Origin of the sequence: Akkermansia sp. N21169, assembly GCF_029854675.1 — a bacterium.
Lineage (GTDB): Bacteria > Verrucomicrobiota > Verrucomicrobiia > Verrucomicrobiales > Akkermansiaceae > Akkermansia.
This window is the reverse complement of the sequence record NZ_JARWNC010000040.1, coordinates 249,275-268,738: the sequence shown is the minus strand read 5'-3', so window position 1 is coordinate 268,738 and position 19,464 is coordinate 249,275. Positions and strand designations below refer to the sequence as shown.

The following is a 19,464-nucleotide window of genomic DNA, read 5'->3' as shown; positions in this document are numbered from 1 at the left end:
TCACACACCACCAAATCCTACTTACACCAAACATTATGGCTGACTTAGACGACCTTAGAGAAGGGAGCCGCTTCGGAATCGGCGTCCCTACTGCAAAACAAGCCCCCTTTTATGTCAAAGGCGCGGAAAATCTCTCCTGGGGGATGAAGCACAGAATGAGCCGCATCTTCAACCCGCAATCCGGCAGAGCCGTCATGCTGGCATTTGACCACGGATTCATCATGGGGCCTACTTCCGGAGTAGAACGGATCGACCTCAATATAGCCCCTCTGATGCAGTATGCCGACTGCCTCATGTGTTCACGGGGAATCCTCCAATCCAGCGTCCCTCCAAGCCTTGACAAACCTATCTGCCTCCGATCCGATGCGGGGTCCAGCATCCTGACTCAACTTAACGACAATGTCATCATCGATATTGAAGATGCCATCCGCATGGATGTCTCCGCCATGGCGGTCATGGTCTCCATGGGAGATCCTTCCACAGAAGCCAAAACCATATCAAACCTGTACCGCATGGCTGATCTCGGCAGTAAATATGGCATTCCCGTCATGGGGGTGACGGCTGTCGGCAAGGACATGGCCCGTGACTCCCGCTACTTCGGTCTTGCGTCCCGCATTTGTGCCGAAAACGGAGCCAACATCGTCAAAACCTACTATTGTGACGGCTTCGCCAATGTCGTGGCCGCTACTCCAGTTCCTATCGTCATTGCCGGAGGCAAGAAACTCCCGGAACGGGAAGCCCTCGAACTTTGCTACAAGGCCATCAATGACGGTGCCGCCGGCGTCGACATGGGACGCAATGTCTTCCAAAGCGAATGCCCGGTAGCCATGATCCAGGCCGTCAGTGCCCTTCTCCACCAAAACCTTAGCGTCGACGAGGCCATGGAGATATACAACGATCTCAGCAACAGCGATCAATAAAAAAACAAAAAACAATTAAAGAGGGGAAGCGGCATCAATCCGCTTCCCCTCTTTAATGTCATGAAATTCCAGGCTTTTGAATTGGCTATTGAATTTTCCTCGGCATGGCCTAGACTCTGTCCTGTTTACAAGATCAGCCCCGGCAATCGCGCATTGTTAAAGGCCTTGTCATGTGAATGACCCGCCATCCGCCATCGCTTCTGAAAAAAGCTATCGCGCCATTCGGTCAAAATATCTATTTTCACTTATTCCACCAAGATTATGTCTGAAGATTGGTCCATATCCCCCCCTCTTCCCAATAAGGTTTTCCCTTGGGAACAATACAATCCTGTCACTAGGGAAGAAGTAGAAGCTTTCTTCCACAGCCCGGAAATCGAAGTCATCAAAGAACGCATGTGCGACATCGGACGCCGCATGTGGGCTCGGGAATACGTCGACGGCAACGGAGGCAATATTTCCGTACGCGTCGCCCACAACCTCGTTCTCTGCACTCCGACATTGTGCTCCAAAGGCTTCATGAAGCCGGAAGACATTTGCCTGGTTGACATGGAAGGAAGGCAAAAAGCAGGTATTCGCCCTGCTACCAGCGAAGTAAAAACCCACCTCGCCATGATGAAGGAAATCGGCTGTAATTCCTGTATCCACGCCCATCCGCCACATTGCAATGCCTTCCTGATCGCCGGGATCGTTCCCCCGTCCGGCATCAATTCCGAAGCAGACATTTTCCTCGGTCACATTGCCTTGGCTCCCTACGGTACACCCGGTTCGCCAGCGACGGCGGCGGCAGTTGCCAAGGCAGCTAGAAAATCCGATGTTGTCTTCATGGAAAATCACGGCGTGATCACAGGCGCCCGCCATGCCGAAGAAGCCCACTGGTTTATGGAAAATGCGGATGCCTACTGCCGCATCATTCTTTTGGCAGCAGGTCATAAAGAACCCCTCAAGCAAATCGGGGAAGAAGGTATGAAAGGCCTCATCGAAATCCGTAAAAACATCGGCTACAAAGTCGATGAAAACCAGCCGCTTTACAATACGGATACCTTCGCCGGATACAAACTCGGCAAATCGGGCAACTAATCCATCAGCAATCCTCTCACAACCGCCTCTCTTATCGAGAGAGGCGGTTTTTTGTTTTCCGAGCCGACAATTGCCTAAAAACCACATTTTTTTATTGATACGGCATCCAATGCATTGTCTCATAGTACCCTATCCTTTCTTCATCATGTCCGTCTCTTCTCCTGACTCCCCGACCATTCACTCGAATGACAACTCCCACAAACCAATCGGAACGCTATCACTCCTTCTCGTGATTTTATCAGCCATTGTGATCGCCCTTTACACCCCGGACATCATAAGCGAAAGCAAAGTCATAGACGCTCTTGATATCGTCCAGCAGCAAAATAACTTCATCAATGGTCAATCAACCCAGGAAATTGTAGAAGATACCTTGATGCAATCTATTGACATTCTGCAGCACTTGGATGAACCCGAGATTTCAGGATTGATACAAACCGGAATCCTCCTTGTTTACCGTCTCGTTTTCTTCATCTGGATTTGGAGAAGTGCCTCCAACGCTATCCGCCATGCCTCCGGAAAAGTCGACTTCACGAGAGCTCAGAGTGTTTACTACTTCTTCATTCCTTTCATTAACTTGTGGAAACCCTACATGTGCGTCAAACGTATCTGGAATCTCAGTAAAAATTCCGAAATATCCAGGATGAAAACAGGGTCATTGTTCATCCTGGCCTGGTGGGCTGCCGAGATCGCCAGTCAAACAGCCAGTATAAGAGATTTCCAGTTTGCATTGAAAATCAACAGCATGGCTGATCCTTCCATCCATATCATTAAAAATTATTATATGAACATGTATATCAGCGATCTCCTCCTGATTACCTCTATTTTGTTCACCTTGGGCCTGATTTATGGCATCTATTCCTCCCAGAAAAAATGGATCATGAGTGGAAGGTCCGCTTTCAGATTGCATGAAGAGAAACGCCTCTATCTTCTCTCCAACGACAAGAAAGAATCGTGAACAAAGACAGTTTTTCCCCTGTCTAACCATCGGAGCAGTCGAAATAACCTGTGTACAGTGTAGTTTCCTTGAATTCGCGGGAAAATCGGCTTCACCAAGGATATTCTAATTTTTAATTAGAATAATTATTGATTAATCTCGAGAAACAGCCATACTATCATCCATGGATGAAGAAAAAAAATTGACGACGGCTGCCGGAGTTCCCGTAACCGACAATGAAAACTCGCTCACAGCCGGGCCTCGCGGTCCAATGCTGCTTCAGGATATCTGGTTCCTTGAAAAACTTGGACATTTTGACCGCGAGGTCATTCCGGAACGCCGCATGCACGCCAAAGGTTCCGGAGCATTTGGCACCTTTACTGTAACCCATGACATTACGAAATACACGCGTGCCGCCCTGTTTTCGGAAATCGGCAAGAAAACGGATTTGCTCATCCGTTTCTCAACCGTCGCCGGAGAACGCGGAGCAGCCGATGCCGAACGTGATATCCGCGGATTTGCCATCAAATTTTACACGGAACAAGGCAATTGGGATCTCGTCGGCAACAACACGCCTGTCTTCTTTCTGCGAGATCCTCTCAAATTCCCGGATCTCAACCATGCCGTCAAGCGGGACCCTCGCACAAATATGCGGAGCGCAAAAAACAACTGGGACTTCTGGACATCCCTCCCAGAAGCCTTCCACCAGGTGACTATCGTCATGAGCGACCGTGGGATTCCCGCTTCATACCGCCACATGCACGGCTTCGGAAGTCATACGTTCAGCATGGTTAATGCGGACAACAAGCGAATATGGGTCAAATTCCATCTGAAAACCCAGCAAGGCATCAAGAATCTAACAGATGCCGAAGCGGAAGCTATCATCGCCAAAGATCGCGAAAGTAACCAGCGCGACCTCTATGAAAGTATCGAACGGGGAGATTTTCCGAAGTGGACTCTGTACATTCAGGTCATGACGGAGGAAGAAGCGCACAACTTCCCCTTCAACCCGTTTGACCTGACAAAAGTGTGGCCGCACAAGGACTATCCGTTGATCGAAGTCGGCGAACTGGAACTCAACCGTAACCCGGACAACTACTTCGCCCAGATTGAGCAAGCGGCATTCAATCCGGCCAATATCGTGCCAGGTATCGGATTCTCCCCGGACAAGATGCTTCAAGGTCGTCTCTTCTCTTATGGCGATGCCCAGAGGTACCGGCTGGGAGTCAATCACCACCTCATCCCCGTCAATGCTCCGAAATGCCCGTACCACAGTTACCACCGCGACGGACAAATGCGCGTGGACGACAACGCAGGCAGCACCATCGCCTATGAACCCAACAGCTTCGGACAGTGGCAGGATCAACCGGAGTTCCGCGAACCGCCGCTTGAACTTCAGGGAGCTGCCGACCATTGGGAATACCAGAACGACAACGCCGATTATTATGCCCAACCACGCGATCTGTTCCGACTCATGACTCCCGAACAAAGAGAAGCTCTGTTCGGCAATACGGCTCGTGCCATGGACGGAGTACCGGACTTCATCAAAGATCGCCATATTGCTCATTGCATGCTCTGCGATCCTGAGTACGGAACCGGCGTAGCCCAGGCTCTGGGGCGTCCTATTCCCAAGGTCTGATCTCAAAAAATTCGATAAATATTCCTCCGCCTTCACGAGAGGTATCTCTACCAAGCCGCAGAAATCTGCGGCTTTTTTTGTTCTCCTACAAAAAAATTCCCTTTCCGTGTATGAAATGTAACATGCCAAACGTATATTGTACGAAAAACATTGTGATCATGAATCTTTCCAATCATTTTCCCCCATTCAGCATTTGGTGTTGTTCCATACTTGCGATCACAGGCATTGCTCATGCCGGAAACCTCCAACCGTGGATCGCGGATCTCTCGTCCATCCAGCCCCCCAAGGAAGCCCAAGACAATAAATCCCCGTGGGTACAGGAACTCTGGAAAAAAACGGCCCAATTCATCAACGCCTCACAAAATCCGTCAGTTTCCGACGATTGTGGCAATGCCATGGTCATGCTGGAACCCGTCTGGAAATGCTGGCCCGATGGACAAGCCGCCGGCAAGAAACTTGCACAAATCCTTCAATTGCCCGAACAGGAAATCGGTGTCGTCGCCTCTTGGGACGACCTGATGAAGCATGAGGAAGCCATTTCGCAGGCAATCCAACTCCGCCGGTTGCAAAAACTCGCGTCCAATTATGATACGGTCGCAATCGAACGCGCTATCAACCAGCTTTCGGAACGTTTCCCGGACACATACAAGAACGGTCCACAATTCCTGGCAGAGTTGAAAGCCCTTCAGGAAAAGCTTGGCAACATCGACGAATGGGTCAAAAAAGCCCGTTTTGCCGATTCCAAAACCCTGCAACAGCTGGTTGACTTACGCCGTAAGGCCTTGATCGAAGCCAATCCCGACAGCCAATTCATCAAAAACTGGCTTACCGTCCGCCGCTACAATCCGCACGGAGGCCGCAGCAACAGGAATGATGACCGGCCCGCCAACTGGCAGGGAGATACCAGCATGCCTCATTCGGGCAAAACCTACATGAGCGAAATCGTCGGTTTCCAAGGAACCGGCTCACCCAGTCCTGCGGCAACCTTGCGTAAGGACGATCGCTGGATGGGGCATCTTGAACTGGATTTCACAGGTTCCAAACTCATGTTCACGGGAAACCGTTTCGACAAGCAGGACAACAAACGCCCCTGGGATGTCTACGAACTGGATTTGAAGTCCAGGGAAGCGACATCCCTGACCTCTCATATGCCGGATGATACGGACAGTTACAACTCCTGTTACCTGCCGGACGGACGTGTCCTTTTCGTCAACACTTCCGGCATGCAGGGTGTTCCCTGTGTCTCCGGCAGCGACTATGTCGGCAACCTTCACCTTCTGGACAGAAAAAACAACTCGACGCGACGCCTCACCTTCGACCAGGACAACAACTGGTATCCCAGCGTACTGGCAGACGGACGAGTCATGTTCCTCCGATGGGAATATACGGAAAGCGCTCACTACTTCAGCCGGGTCCTGATGCACATGAATCCGGACGGCAGCGACCAGAAGGAATACTACGGTTCCAACTCCTATTGGCCCAACAGCTTGTTCAATGCCCGCCCCCTCCCGGACAATCCCGGCATGTTCGTTGGTATCGTCAGCGGACACCACGGCGTGAAAAAACTGGGTGAAATGGTCGTCTTCGACGTCAATCAGGGACGCACGGAAGTCGAAGGGGCTATCCAGAAGATCCCCGGCTTCGGGAAAAAAGTGAAAGACGTCATCAAAGACCAGCTCGTCAACGATATCAAGACCCCTTACTTCGCCGAACCCTACCCCTTGAGCCGTACCTCCTACCTCGCAGTCGCCGCCAATGGGCACGGAGATCCCGTCACGAATGTCGTCTGGTGTGATATTTATGACAACATCATCCCCTTGACCGCTACGGACTACTTCATCTATGCCGATCCGACGCCTCTGAAGCCCCGTAGAAAACCTCCCATCATCCATGACCGTGTAGATCCCACTAAAACAACCGCCAACGTGTATATCACGGACGTTCATCGCGGGAGGGCCATGGAGGGAGTTCCCAAAGGAGAAGGTAAAACCATCCGCGTCTTCACATCGGAATACAGCCCGCGCAATACCGGCAGCCACTATGCCATGGGCATGGAAAGCAACTGGGACGTCAAAGTTCTGTACGGTACGGCCCCGGTCAACCCGGACGGTTCCGCCCTATTCACCGTTCCGGCCAACCAGCCGGTCACATTGCAGGTGCTGGACGGACAAGGGCGGGCCTTGGCATTGATGCGCAGCTGGTTCTCGGCCATGCCCGGAGAAACCCTCAGTTGCATCGGATGCCATGAAACGCAGAACGAAGCTCCGCCGCGCGGCATGGTTATGGCATCCCGACAAGCACCTGCAGCGCTCACGCCATGGTATGGGCCGACGCGCACGTTTACCTTCCTTAACGAAATACAGCCTATCCTGGATCGCAACTGCATTTCCTGCCACAACAAGGAATCCCACGATAAGCTCAGCATCCCCGACTTTGCTACGCTGGATCCCGTCAAGGGAGCTCCGGCCCCGGGCAATGTTTCCTACTGGTCACTGCACCCATACGTGCGACGCAACGGACCGGAAGGCAATTACCTCGGCCTGAAAGCCACGGAATTCTTCGCCGACACGTCGGAACTCTACCAGATACTCAAGAAAGGTCATCACGGCGTCAACCTCACCAAGTCTGACTGGGATCATCTGATCACCTGGATGGACATGAATACCCCTTACCGTGGCGATTGGCCCGGCAAGCGCAACGAACAATTACTGCAGCGCCGGTACGATCTTCACAAGCTCTACTCCGGGGCCGTCCGAGACTATGTTACCATGGTAGACAGCATGTATAAGCGCGAAGTCAATCCTCCTGCGATCATCCCGGACATGCCCCAGGCTACACCTGCCGCCGAAGCAGCGCCGGCACAAGCCATCGCCGAACCGGAATCCACTTCAATCAGCCTCGGGGACTCCGTCTCCATTAAACTGCGCCGCATCCCGGCCGGTAGCTTCACCATGGGATGCGATACCGAAACTCCGTCGGAAAAACCCGCCGGTCCGGTCACCATCTCCAAGCCATTCTGGATGGCGGAAACGGAAATCACCCTGGAGCAATACCGCCAATTCGACCCGTCTTATGAAAACGGATGGTACGATATGCACTACAAGGACCAGGTGCGCCCAGGATACAACATGGACACCAACCAGAAGTTCCCCGTCATCCGCGTCTCATGGGAAAAAGCCATGGAGTTCTGCAAATGGCTCTCCCAGAAAACCGGGAAAAAAGTAACCCTGCCGACGGAAGCCCAGTGGGAATACGCCGCCCGCGGAGGAACCCAAACGCCATTCTATTTCGGTTCCAAAGATGCGGACTTCTCCTCCTACGCCAACCTGGGCGACATCTCGCTTAAACAACTCGCCGTCCAGGGCGTAGACCCGAAACCCATTCGCAATCCAAATCGATTCTGGGACTTTGTACCTCGAGATGAAAAATACAACGACGGCAACCTCCACCTGGCTCCCGTCGCCTCGTACAAGCCGAATGCCTTCAAACTTTACGACATGATCGGTAACGTCGCCGAATGGACACGCTCCGAATACCGCCCGTACCCGTGGAACGAAGCAGATGGCCGCAACGATACCAAGGATATCCACGCCCCCCGGGCCGTCCGCGGAGGCTCCTGGTACGAACGCCCGCGCCGCGCCACATCATCCTGGCGCTGGGGTTATCCCGGCTGGCGTCCCGTATACAACGTCGGGTTCCGCATTATCATCGAAGACTAAGGAATATTCTACCCGTTCCAGTCCGTGAAACGTAGCACCATCAGCATCCTTCTTCTACTGGCCGGTTTCTCCTCATGGAGTTGCCGGGCGGAAGAAACGGCCAGGCAATTCCTGCTGTCCGGATGCGGATTCGGAAAAATCGCTATCGTCGACGATCAATGCCGCGAAAAATGGAACTGGCCCATTCCGGATGAAGTATCCGACTCCGTCATGCTGGAAAATGGCAACATCCTCCATTCCAGCAAGGCGGGATTCATCCGGGAAATTCAACCCGATTTTGCTTCAGGCAAAGGAGGTAAAATTATCTGGGAATGGTCACCGCCCCTTCTCAATGGCAAAAAGGGAGAAATCCACACCTGCCAGCCCCTGCCCGGAGGAAAAATCCTGGTCGGGGAAAGCCATGACGGCATTTCCTTCATCCGGGAAATCGACCGCAAGACAGGCGACATCGTCAAATCCGTCGAATTAAAAAATCTTGGCGGAAAACATTCTACCTTCCGTCAGATCCGTAAAACGCCCACTGGAACCTACCTCATCACCAGGCAGATCCAGGACGGTAAAGTCATGGAGGTAGATGCCACCGGCAAAGTCATCCGTACATTCCCGGAAGGGGGATTTACCGCCGTCAGACTCCCCAACGGCAACACTCTCATTGCAGGAGGAAGCGCCCACCGCATTATCGAAGTCAACCCTGCCAACGATATCGTCTGGGAAATCGGGAAAAACGATCTTCCGGACGTAACCATCGGCCTCGCCACCGGACTCCAACGTCTCCCCAACGGCAACACTGTCATCACCAACTGGGGGGGACACGGAGGAGCCAAAGGGCCGGCAGTCTTGGAAGTAACCCCGGACAAAAAAATTATCTGGAAAAGTACTCCTTCCATCGCCGCCCGTATTTCCTCTGTCCAAGTATTGGATAAAAACATTCTCACCCAGCAACCCGTACGATAGGAGCATACCATGAAACTGTCTTCACTTCTTCTCGCCGGCATTCTGATCAGTCAAGCTTTCGGAGCCGGTTCCGCCACCCCTGTCGCCCTGCAACCCTACAAGGGCGGTATTGCCATCGCCAACAGGGATTCTAAAAATCTGGTCTTCCTTGATCCCTCCACCAACACCATCCGGCAAGGGATTACCCTCTCCGCTCCCCCCAACGGATTCTGCCTGGATGGAGACACGGCCTATATCTCCATGGGAGGACCGGCCGGCAAAGTTGCCATCATTGATTTGAAAGAAGGTAAAATTCTGGGGGACATAGCCGTCGGTCACACCCCCATGTCCCCGGTCAAGCACGAAAAAACCTTGTATGTTCCCAACCGCTTCAGCAGTACGATTTCCGTTATCGACCTCGACAAAAAAGAAGTCGTCAAAACCCTGACCGTCCCCCGCGAACCAGTAGCTCTTGCCATCTCACCGGACGGGAAAACCCTCTGGGCCGCCAACCACCTTCCCGCAGGCCCGGCAGACGGAGATTTCACCGCAGCGGAGCTCACCCGGTTTGAAGGTAATAAAGTTACCCATTTCCCCCTCGATAACGGTTCTCAGGGCGTCCGCGGCATGGCAATGAGCCCCGATGGAAAATACCTGGCCATCACCCATATTCTCAGCCGTTACCAAGTACCCACCACCCAGCTGGACCGCGGATGGATGAATACCAATGCCGTCACCATTTTCGATACCTCCCGGCCGGAACACCACCACGCCATCCTGCTGGACGACACCAACCAGGGAGCCGCCAATCCATGGGGAGTTCAATTCACCCCGGATGGGAAAAAACTCATCACCACACACGCCGGTACCCATGAAGCCAGTATCATCGACTTCCCCGGCCTGGTTTCAAAAATCGCCGGTTTGAAAGAAGGAGAAAAAACATCGGAAAGCCTCGGCTTCCTCAACGGCATCCGTACCCGCCACCGTCTCCCCCTCAACGGCCCCAGATCCCTGGCAACGGACGGTACCAATCTCTACTCCGCCGGTTACTTCTCCGACAATGTCGTCACTCTGCCTTTGAAGGAATACGCCGAACCCCGCGAAGTCAAACTCCCCGATGCCGGAGACACATCCCGGGAACGCCTCGGCGAACAATACTTCAACGATGCCACTCTTTGCTTCCAGGAATGGCAGAGCTGTGCATCATGCCACCCGGACGCCTGTGTAGACGGCCTCGACTGGGACTTGCTCAACGATGGCATGGGCAACCCGAAGAATACGCGTAGTATGTTCATTTCCCACAGGACAAGCCCCGTCATGTCCCTGGGGGTCCGGGCATCCGCCGAAGTAGCCGTCAATTCCGGATTCATCCACATCCAGTTCATCAACCCGGACAAAGACCATGTGGAATGTGTCAACGAATACCTCCTCAACATGAAGGAACAACCCAGTCCTCTTCTGCTGGCAGACAAGCCCTCCAAAGCACAGACTAAAAAGGAGAACTGCGCCCAATGCCATGCGCCGGGCGTTGAAAGAGGCTCTCTGTCCGATTCCGCCAGGCGCGGCAAAGACGTCTTCAAATCCGCCGGATGTATCCAGTGCCACCCCCACCCGTATTTCACCACCAAGCAACTTGTTGCAACAGGTACCACCAAAGGATTGGACGAAGGTAAAAAAGTACTCGTCCCCTCCCTGGTCGAAGTCTGGCGCACCGCCCCCTACATGCACGACGGTCGCACCACATCCATCAAGGAAGTCATTACCAAGTACAACAAGGGAGACATACGCGGCACGACAAGCAACCTGACGGAACAACAAATTAACGATCTCGTCGATTATGTTCGTTCTCTCTGAATCATCTATCCGCCATCTTTCCTCTCCTAACATGAGTACGCTATCCACAGCGCCTTCTGCCTCAGCATGGACAAGTACGGCTTCGACGGACGAACGATTCTATTGCATGACAGCCACTCCCGGCGAGAGTTTCGAAGAAGAAGCTGCACGGTTGCTTGCCGAATACGATGAACGTTGCGGCGGCGATAAGAACGAGCTCCTTCTCCGCTTCCACTTGAGTGATGCCACCCGGCAAACAAGCCTCCTCAAGCAACTCCTCGGCAATCGTCGGTCCTACGTCACTTGCATCGGACAAGCGCCCGCCAACGGAGCCAAAATAGCCTTGGAAGCATGGCATATCGATGGATCTTCCGACAAACAAATCTATCGGGATGAACAAGGCTCGCTTCTCATGGTCAAATGGCAGCACTATACTATGTTGCTCACAGGCAAAACCTCTCTCCGTTCCCAGGGAAGCCATGACCAAACCCATGAAGAATTCGCCTGGCTCGACTCCGTAGCCGCCCGCTTCCATACCCCCGTATCCGACCTCATCCACCGTACGTGGATCTACTGCCGCGATGTGGACAACAACTACGCCGGACTCGTCAACGGACGTAACGAAACATTCTCCCGCTACGGGTTGACCAAAGACACCCATTTTATCGCCAGCACCGGCATCGAAGGTCAAAGCGAACATCCGGCCCGTCTCATTCACATGGACAGCTGGGGACAAATCGGTCATGTTCCCACGCAAGTCGAATACATGGAAGCGTTGGATCACCTTTCCCCTACCCATTTGTACAATGTCGCCTTCGAACGCGGCACCAGAATAATCTACGGAGACCGCTCCCGCTACTTCATCTCGGGCACTGCCAGTATCGATGCCGCCGGCGAAATCGTTCATCCCGGCGATGTGAATCTCCAAACCATCCGGACACTGGAAAACATTCAAGCCCTCATGACAAACCACCAAGGAAGACTGGAAGATCTCAAACAGGCAACCGTCTACCTTCGCGACTGGGCGGACGCCGGAATCGTCAGTAAAATCCTGGACAAGTCTCCCCTCGGACAAATCCCACACATCATAGTCAAAGCCCCTGTCTGCCGTCCCGGATGGCTGGTGGAAATCGACGCCATCGCCGTCAACTCAGCAGGTTCCTCCGCCTTTCACCCTCTCATTTAAAGTAAAAAGTCGTCACCTTACGAAAGCTGGACGGACAAGTTCCCATCAAGGCAGTCTGCCCAGATGGGTTCTTTTACTTCTTGACGGATTTTTACCAAGGCCTTATGTAGGTAAGGCAACATTGAGACCGATGAAGATAGATTCTCCGACCTTTATAGCCAAATGGAGCCTGATCCTAGGGCTTATGGTGCCGGTAGCCTCATACTCCGAGACACCTGCCCTCCCTCAGGGATCCGGAAGCATTTTAAGCCAAACAGAACTGCCAGGGCACCCGGAAAGCGTCGCTGAAAAAGATGGCATTTTCTATACGGCATGCATCGGCAAGGAAATGACTCCCACGGTCAAGGATGGCGACGGATTCATTGCAACGATCGATAAGTCCGGCCAAATCATCTCTCCCAATGCTTTCCCCGACGTGAAACTGGATGCCCCCAAGGGAGCTGTCATTGAAGGAGACATTCTCTACGTCACTGACATTGATCGTATCGTCGGCATCGACATCAAAACCGGCAAACAGGTTAAAAACATTGACTTATCCCGGGAAAAAATGGTCTTTCTCAATGATTTGGCAGAAGAAAACGGCATCCTCTATGCCTCGGCCACCGATATCAACAAACTCTTTACCGTTGACCCGGCCTCCGGCAAATATATCGAATTCAGGACCAAACGCCCCCTCTCCAGCCCCAATGGCCTCGTCTGCGACAGGGATATCCTCTATGTCGCCGAATATGCTACTGCCGACGGGAAACCCCAGGGACAAATCAAAGCCGTCAATCTGCAAACAGGTGATGTCTCTACTATCGTCTCTCAACCAGGACAATATGACGGTCTTGCCAAAGAAGACGGTGTCCTTTACTTCAGCGACTGGGAAGCCAACAACAAACCCGGCGCCGTCAAAAAAGTTTCAATGACTGACCCAGGCACCCTACAAAACGCCACGTCGGTTCCAGCCAACGGACCAGCCGACTTCATCATCAAAGACGCTGTCATCTGGCTTCCCTCCATGGTTGACAAACGCATTCTCAGAATTGCCAAATAAAAACATACCCTATCTTCCTCCGGGAACAGAAACGAAGGCAGCCCTTCCTGGTCGCGCCCTCGCTGATTTATCTTAAAGGCTTTTCAGAGTCCTCCGATAATTTCCGATGAAGACCGTCCAATGTTGGTCAGGCAAATGAGTCATCCCTATCACAGATAGGCCGGAGTTCAAATGACTCTTCTCTCATTAATGGATAGATCCGATGAACTCAGCCAATTTGACGTAAATGCGCCGCATTCCGACTTCGTCGCTTTTCCGCAACAATTCCATCGGCTGCCAACAAGCGGCCTCGGCATCATCCGCCGCACAGAGTTCAGGAAGGATTTCCTGTGAAGGAAGGCACAGGAAGCGCAAGTCGAAATGCTCATGAGCCGGCTGTCCGGGTCTTGCAGGGATCACGTGAATATCCAAATCCAGCAGTTCCCACTTCCCGCGGGGATCCAAACCAGTCTCCTCCAGCAATTCCCGGCGGGCGGAAGCCTCAATCGTTGCATCGGAATCCTCCGCATGCCCCCCCGGTTGCAACCAACGCTTCAAATGCCTGTGAAACACCATTGCCACACGCCAGTCAACCGGATTCAACACATACGCACTAGCCGTAAAATGCCCCGGTTCGTAATGAGCACGATTCCAGGCATCCTTCCCTTTTTCCAAAAGAGAGAGCATACGCAACCGTGCAATACTTTCTTCGGGGAAAGGCGATGAATACCCCGTCAGGAGAGATGACAAATGAGCTGTGTCCATAGTTTCCTGAAGTCCGTCTCATGCGGAATAAAAAGGATTTCCATCTTGGGGAAGAGGAGAATCAATCCTCGCTCAAGAATGTTTTCTTCAAGGCCTTCAGTTCCTTGAGCATCCCCGGCAATTTACGGATAGCAGCATACTGGCGGCTGGCATCCTTGAAGGGAACGGCAGGAGTTCCCCAATAAATACTGTTGTCCTCAAGGTCGTTCATGACACCAGACCTGGCAGCCAGCGTAACTTTGTTGCCAATCTTTAAATGTCCGGTAATACCTACCTGTGCGGCGACCGTACAATAGTCACCGAAGACCGTGCTGCCCGCTATGCCGGATTGGGACACGATCACGCAATGTTTGCCAATCTGGACATTATGTCCGATCTGGACAAGATTGTCGATCTTGGTTCCTTCCCCGATTACCGTACGACCAAACCTGGCACGATCTATTGTCGTATTGGCACCGACATCCACATCGTCTCCAAGTTCCACAATACCAACCTGGTCAATGCCTACGTAACGGCCATCCTCTCCCATCAGGAAACCGAATCCGTCCGAGCCGATCACAGCTCCGGGCTGAATCACAACACGGTTACCAAGACGGCAGCGTTCACGAATAGTCACATTGGAATGCAATCGGCAATTTTCACCTAAAACAGCACCATCTCCAATCACACATCCCGGACCGATATCAGAGCCTTTGCCAATCACGACATGCGCACCAATGGTGACATGAGGACCGATTCTCACCATATCGGGATCCAACTGAGCGGAGGAATCCACCACGGCCGTCGGATGAATACCCGGGGTAAAACGGTAGGAACTCGCCTGAAAGTAATTAACAAGCGAGTTGAAAGCCAGGGAGGGGTTTTCCACTTCGACGAGGACAACCCCTTCCGGATACTTCGGCAGGGACGGCGGCACGAGTACAAGTCCGGCCTTCGTCTCCAGAAAATCGTGAAAGTATTTCTCGTTTCCAAGGAAGGAAGCCTCCTCACGGCAGGCTTCCTTCAAAGAAGCGACCCCGGTAATCAGAACACCGGGATCGCCTGAAAGGACAGTTCCCCCCGTTAATGTCACCAATGAGTCAAGATCAAGTTTCATGATTCACGTAGCCGGGGGCTAAACAAATACTTTTTACTTGGCGGGAGCCGGAGCTGGAGCGGCAGCAGCGGGCACCTGAATGTCCACAGAGTCCTTTTCCGGATCAAAGCCGGCAGGAGCAGAAGCGTTGAGTTCCTTTTTCACCTCGGCGGTAATGTCCATGGAAGGATTGGTGTAAAGGAAAACCTTCGTCTGAGCTGCGCTCACAGCACTCTTGTCGAGCACAAGATCGAACTTGCCGGACGTTGCCTTGTCGGTAGCAACCTTGTTGATTTCTTCAATAATAGCCGACATTTTGAGTTGTACGGTTTCGTTGAGGGAACGACTCTTGCGTTCCACGAATTCACGACGGGCTTTCTCCAGAGCAATACCTTCGTTCTGCTTCAACTGAAATTGCTCGCCCAAACTCTGTTTGGCCTTATCACTCAGGGAAGGATCTTCTCCTCGCTTTTTGATGTCCTGCAGTTCCTTTTCAATAGCCTTCACCTTTTCCATGCGGGTGGCGTTTTCGGCTTCGATTTCCTTACGGACATTGTTCACTTCCTTCTGAGCTTCATGCGTCTTATAGTAATCTTTGAAGACCTGCTGAACATCAACAGTGGCAACTTTCAATTCAGCGTGGGCGGCACTTACCATTCCCAAGGCAGCGGCGGCAATCAGAGTAGTATTAAAAAATTTCATAATCTTTCGTATATCTTGACGTGTCGGGCATTTTACACGTACATGGACATTCGTCAATACAAGTCAGGCGTATTTCGTGATTGAACTTTTGTCATCACGGAAGCAACCTGAGCCCATGCAAAGCTATTCGAGTAAGGAAGAATTGCGTGAACAGCTCAACTCTGTTCGACAGGGAAAAAGAATCGTTCTCGTTCCTACGATGGGCGCCCTCCATGAAGGGCACAAGAATCTCCTCGTGGAAGCCAGAAAAATGGCGGGAGAAACAGGCATCGTCGTCGCCAGCATTTTCGTCAACCCAATCCAGTTCGACAATACGAACGACCTGGCTACCTATCCCCGTACTCTCGACAGTGATCTCGCCATTTGCCAAAATGCCGGAGTCGATTACGTTTTCACGCCAACTCCGGAAATCATGTACTCCCCGGACCGCAGTATCGCCATTGAAGAAAACAGTCTCTCCACTAAACTCTGCGGAGCTTCCCGCCCCGGCCACTTCACCGGGGTCTGTACCGTCGTCGCCAAACTCTTCAATATTGTCCAACCAACGGATGCCATCTTCGGTAAAAAGGACTTCCAGCAACTGGCTATCATCCGCCGCATGGTACGCGACCTCGATATTCCGGTTACTATCCACGGTGTGGAAATCGTCCGTGCCGACAACGGACTAGCATTCTCTTCCCGCAATGCCCGCCTAACGCCCGATCAGAAAAAGGCAGCACCGGTTCTCCGCAAGCTCCTCCTCCAGGCCCGTAACGAATACTCCGCAGGGGAATCCCTCGATACCATCCGCCGCAATGCCTTGGAAACAATTGCATCCGTTCCCAACACTCAAGTGGACTACATCGAAATCGTCCACGCAGAAACCATGCAATCCCTCGACAATAACGACCATAGCTCTCCCGCCCTCATGGCATTGGCCGTTTTCTTCGGAGATGTCCGCCTCATTGACAACATTGAGCTTTAATTCTCATCTTCTCCCCGCTATTCTCCCGACGTGATCACCGCCAGGAACCTTCACCGTAGCTATACAATCGGCAAAAAGACGATTGAAGTCCTCCATGGACTGGACATCGACATCTCCCAAGGGGAAAAAGTCTTCCTCTGCGGTCCAAGCGGCGCAGGAAAAACAACCCTCATGTACACCCTGGCCGGACTGGAAACACCCCAGGCCGGACAGGTTGTCATTGCCGGACAGGATATCTACGCGCTTCCCACTACGGCCCGTTCAAGGTTCCGCAACAAGCACATGGGGTTCATCTTCCAAAACTATCTGCTGATGCCGGAGCTGACCGCCATGGAGAACGCCTGTCTCTCGTCCTCCATCAGCGGAAAACAAAATGCCGCCTATGTCGAATCCCTGATGGAACGCGTCGGCCTCGGAGACCGGCTTGATCACCTGCCCGGAGAACTCAGCGGCGGAGAACAACAACGTGTGGCTATCGCCCGCGCCCTCGCCAACAATCCATCCATCATCTTTGCGGATGAACCAACGGGTAATCTCGATTCCCGTAATGGCGACGAAGTCCTAAACCTCCTCTTCAATCTTGCTTCCGAAGACGGCAAAACCCTGGTCATCGTCACCCACGACCACCACATCGCCCAACGGGGAGACCGCATTATTACCATCACTGACGGGCAAATCCTCTCCGAATAAAAATCCAGCAATTCCCCTCTTGTTCGACCATCGCGTCATAAGCCCGCACCGATCTGTCTTCATGTGAAGATTTACTCTGGCTCCCCGGGGAATTCCATGCTAACAGAGTATGACTATGAAAAAGTTCATCGCCATAATGACGGCTCTAGCCGCCTTGATGATCTGTCTGTCGTTTGCCTCAACAGAAGGAAACGGTACAGATACCCAGGAACTCAAGGACGTCCGGGTTATCCTCAATACGACGCAGGGTCAGATCCACCTCGTGGTGTATGCCTCGAAGACGCCGGTCACCGCCGCCAATTTCCTTAATCTTGCGAAACGCGGATACTATAATGGAGTAACGTTCCACCGTGTGATTCCCAACTTTATGATCCAGACGGGGGATCCGTCGGGAACAGGATACGGCACACCCAACTATTCATTCGAGAACGAAATTGTAGAAGGACTGACTCACAATGGGCCCGGCATTCTATCGATGGCCAATACCGGACAACCAAACAGCAACGGTTCTCAATTTTTCATCACTCACCGCGCCACGCCTCATCTGGACGGCAAACATACGGTCTTCGGCCGGGTATTGGCCGGACAGGATGTCGTCAATGCCATCCGGAAAGGCGATAAAATCAAGTCCGTCACCATTGTCGATTCTCCGGAACCTGTTCTGAAAAAAGAAGCCGAACGGGTTCGCGCTTGGAACAAAGCCCTTGACTCACCGGTACAACAGAAACCATAAGAATTTTCAACAAAACGTAACATACTCAACCGTACAACAAACATATTATGAAAACATTGATCAAAAACGCCCGCATCATTTCTCCGGGTATCGACATTGCCGGTGCCTCGGTTGAAACGGAAAACGGTCGAATCGTCCGTATTCTGCAACCCGGAACGGAACTTCCCGTAGCCGACAAGGTCATTGATGCCGAAGGCAAAATGCTTCTTCCCGGCTTCATTGATATCCACAGCCACGGCGCAGGCGGTCACGATACGTGCGACGCCGACTTGGACGGTCTGAAAGTCATTGCCGAGTGCAAGATGAAAGAAGGCGTCACCAGTTGGCTGCCGACAACGCTGACATTGCCGCCGAAGGTGTTGGAAGATGTATGCAAAACAGTAGCGGAATACCGGAAAACGCAGGAGTTCGCCAAAACGCCCGGAGTTCATCTCGAAGGTCCGTTCATCAACCCGAAGTGCTGTGGCGCTCAAAATCCGGCTTATGTGCGCCAGGCAAGCATCGAAGAAGTGGAACATCTGAATTCCATCGCCCCCGTGCTTCTTATCTCTCTAGCTCCTGAAATGCCCGGCGGCGTTGAGTTCATCGCCAAGGCCACGGCCAAGGGCATTCGCTGTTCCGCTGGTCACAGCGCGGCAACCCATGCTGATTTTAAAGCTGCCAAATCTGCGGGACTGGTGCACTTGACTCACTTCTGCAACCAAATGTCGCCGATGCACCACCGGGAAATCGGCCTGGTCGGCTCCGGTTTTCTGGATGAAGAAATCAAAATCGAAATCATTTGTGACAAAATCCATCTCTGCGGGGATATGTTGTCGACCGTGTTCTCCAACAAGAAGCCGGATCAAATGCTCATGATTACCGATTCCCTCGCCTGTTCATGGATGCCCGACGGCCCCGGAGATCTCGGAGGTCTTCCTATCATCGTCAAGGACGGAGTCGCCCGCCTTCAGGAATCCGGCAATCTCGCCGGCAGTACGTTGAAATACGCCTACGGCCTGCGTAATGTGCATGAATTGACAGGACTGCCCCTAAGCGAACTGGTCAAAGCGACCTCTTGGAACCAGGCCCAATCCCTCGGCCTGGAAGGTCTCGGCAAAATTGCTCCCGGATTCCACGCAGACATGGTGTTGCTGAACGACGATTTCAGCACAGCCAAAGTCTTCATCGATGGCGAAGAAAAATTCAGTGCCTAAAAAACACACGATGACCGGAATCGCCGGCAATCGTCTTGATCCCGGAGCAGGAGGACTCTCTTGCTCCGGGATTTTTTCTG

At 52.5% G+C, this 19,464-nt stretch carries 16 protein-coding genes; 13 read left to right on the top strand and 3 right to left on the bottom strand.

Going from position 1 to position 19,464, the window contains the following annotated elements; translation table 11 throughout:
- Positions 1-35 precede the first annotated feature (35 nt).
- From lsrF to QET40_RS10255, 9 genes are all read left to right on the top strand, one after another.
- The gene (lsrF, locus tag QET40_RS10295; RefSeq protein WP_280127081.1) at positions 36-920 is read left to right on the top strand and encodes a 3-hydroxy-5-phosphonooxypentane-2,4-dione thiolase; all 885 of its coding nucleotides are present in this window, start codon (positions 36-38) and stop codon (positions 918-920) included.
- Positions 921-1,181: 261 nt separating this feature from the next.
- The gene (locus QET40_RS10290) at positions 1,182-1,997 is read left to right on the top strand and encodes a class II aldolase/adducin family protein (RefSeq protein ID WP_280127080.1); all 816 of its coding nucleotides are present in this window, start codon (positions 1,182-1,184) and stop codon (positions 1,995-1,997) included.
- A gap of 145 nt (positions 1,998-2,142) precedes the next feature.
- Entirely contained in the window at positions 2,143-2,952 is an 810-nt protein-coding gene (locus QET40_RS10285; RefSeq protein WP_280127079.1) for a DUF4328 domain-containing protein, read from the top strand.
- A 163-nt stretch (positions 2,953-3,115) separates the two neighbouring features.
- Complete coding sequence (locus QET40_RS10280; protein ID WP_280127078.1) at positions 3,116-4,570, top strand: catalase; 1,455 nt, start codon at positions 3,116-3,118, stop codon at positions 4,568-4,570.
- Between the two features lie 158 nt (positions 4,571-4,728).
- Entirely contained in the window at positions 4,729-8,289 is a 3,561-nt protein-coding gene (locus QET40_RS10275) for an SUMF1/EgtB/PvdO family nonheme iron enzyme (protein ID WP_280127077.1), read from the top strand.
- 24 nt (positions 8,290-8,313) lie between these two features.
- Positions 8,314-9,243 (top strand): hypothetical protein, encoded by a 930-nt coding sequence (locus QET40_RS10270; protein ID WP_280127076.1) that lies wholly within the window; start codon positions 8,314-8,316, stop codon positions 9,241-9,243.
- Positions 9,244-9,252: 9 nt separating this feature from the next.
- Positions 9,253-11,076, top strand: coding sequence for a c-type cytochrome (locus tag QET40_RS10265; RefSeq protein WP_280127075.1), 1,824 nt, complete (start codon positions 9,253-9,255; stop codon positions 11,074-11,076).
- A gap of 31 nt (positions 11,077-11,107) precedes the next feature.
- Positions 11,108-12,241, top strand: a complete 1,134-nt coding sequence (locus QET40_RS10260) for a Rid family hydrolase (protein ID WP_280127074.1) — start codon at positions 11,108-11,110, stop codon at positions 12,239-12,241.
- 130 nt (positions 12,242-12,371) lie between these two features.
- The gene (locus QET40_RS10255) at positions 12,372-13,280 is read left to right on the top strand and encodes a hypothetical protein (protein WP_280127073.1); all 909 of its coding nucleotides are present in this window, start codon (positions 12,372-12,374) and stop codon (positions 13,278-13,280) included.
- A 186-nt stretch (positions 13,281-13,466) separates the two neighbouring features.
- On the opposite strand, the gene QET40_RS10250 is transcribed toward QET40_RS10255, so the two are convergent.
- The 3 genes from QET40_RS10250 to QET40_RS10240 all read right to left on the bottom strand — a co-directional run bounded on the left by QET40_RS10250 (position 13,467) and on the right by QET40_RS10240 (position 15,801).
- Positions 13,467-14,024, bottom strand: coding sequence for an NUDIX domain-containing protein (locus QET40_RS10250; protein ID WP_280127072.1), 558 nt, complete (start codon positions 14,022-14,024; stop codon positions 13,467-13,469).
- A gap of 61 nt (positions 14,025-14,085) precedes the next feature.
- Positions 14,086-15,120 (bottom strand): UDP-3-O-(3-hydroxymyristoyl)glucosamine N-acyltransferase, encoded by a 1,035-nt coding sequence (gene lpxD / locus QET40_RS10245; protein WP_280127071.1) that lies wholly within the window; start codon positions 15,118-15,120, stop codon positions 14,086-14,088.
- Between the two features lie 33 nt (positions 15,121-15,153).
- The gene (locus QET40_RS10240) at positions 15,154-15,801 is read right to left on the bottom strand and encodes an OmpH family outer membrane protein (protein WP_280127070.1); all 648 of its coding nucleotides are present in this window, start codon (positions 15,799-15,801) and stop codon (positions 15,154-15,156) included.
- A 115-nt stretch (positions 15,802-15,916) separates the two neighbouring features.
- Here QET40_RS10240 and panC point away from each other — a divergent pair, with 115 nt between their 5' ends.
- From panC to nagA, 4 genes are all read left to right on the top strand, one after another.
- Positions 15,917-16,765, top strand: a complete 849-nt coding sequence (gene panC / locus QET40_RS10235) for a pantoate--beta-alanine ligase (RefSeq protein ID WP_280127069.1) — start codon at positions 15,917-15,919, stop codon at positions 16,763-16,765.
- Between the two features lie 30 nt (positions 16,766-16,795).
- Complete coding sequence (locus QET40_RS10230; RefSeq protein ID WP_280127068.1) at positions 16,796-17,455, top strand: ABC transporter ATP-binding protein; 660 nt, start codon at positions 16,796-16,798, stop codon at positions 17,453-17,455.
- Positions 17,456-17,570: 115 nt separating this feature from the next.
- Complete coding sequence (locus tag QET40_RS10225) at positions 17,571-18,188, top strand: peptidylprolyl isomerase (protein ID WP_280127067.1); 618 nt, start codon at positions 17,571-17,573, stop codon at positions 18,186-18,188.
- A gap of 47 nt (positions 18,189-18,235) precedes the next feature.
- Complete coding sequence (gene nagA / locus QET40_RS10220; protein WP_280127066.1) at positions 18,236-19,384, top strand: N-acetylglucosamine-6-phosphate deacetylase; 1,149 nt, start codon at positions 18,236-18,238, stop codon at positions 19,382-19,384.
- Positions 19,385-19,464 lie beyond the last annotated feature (80 nt).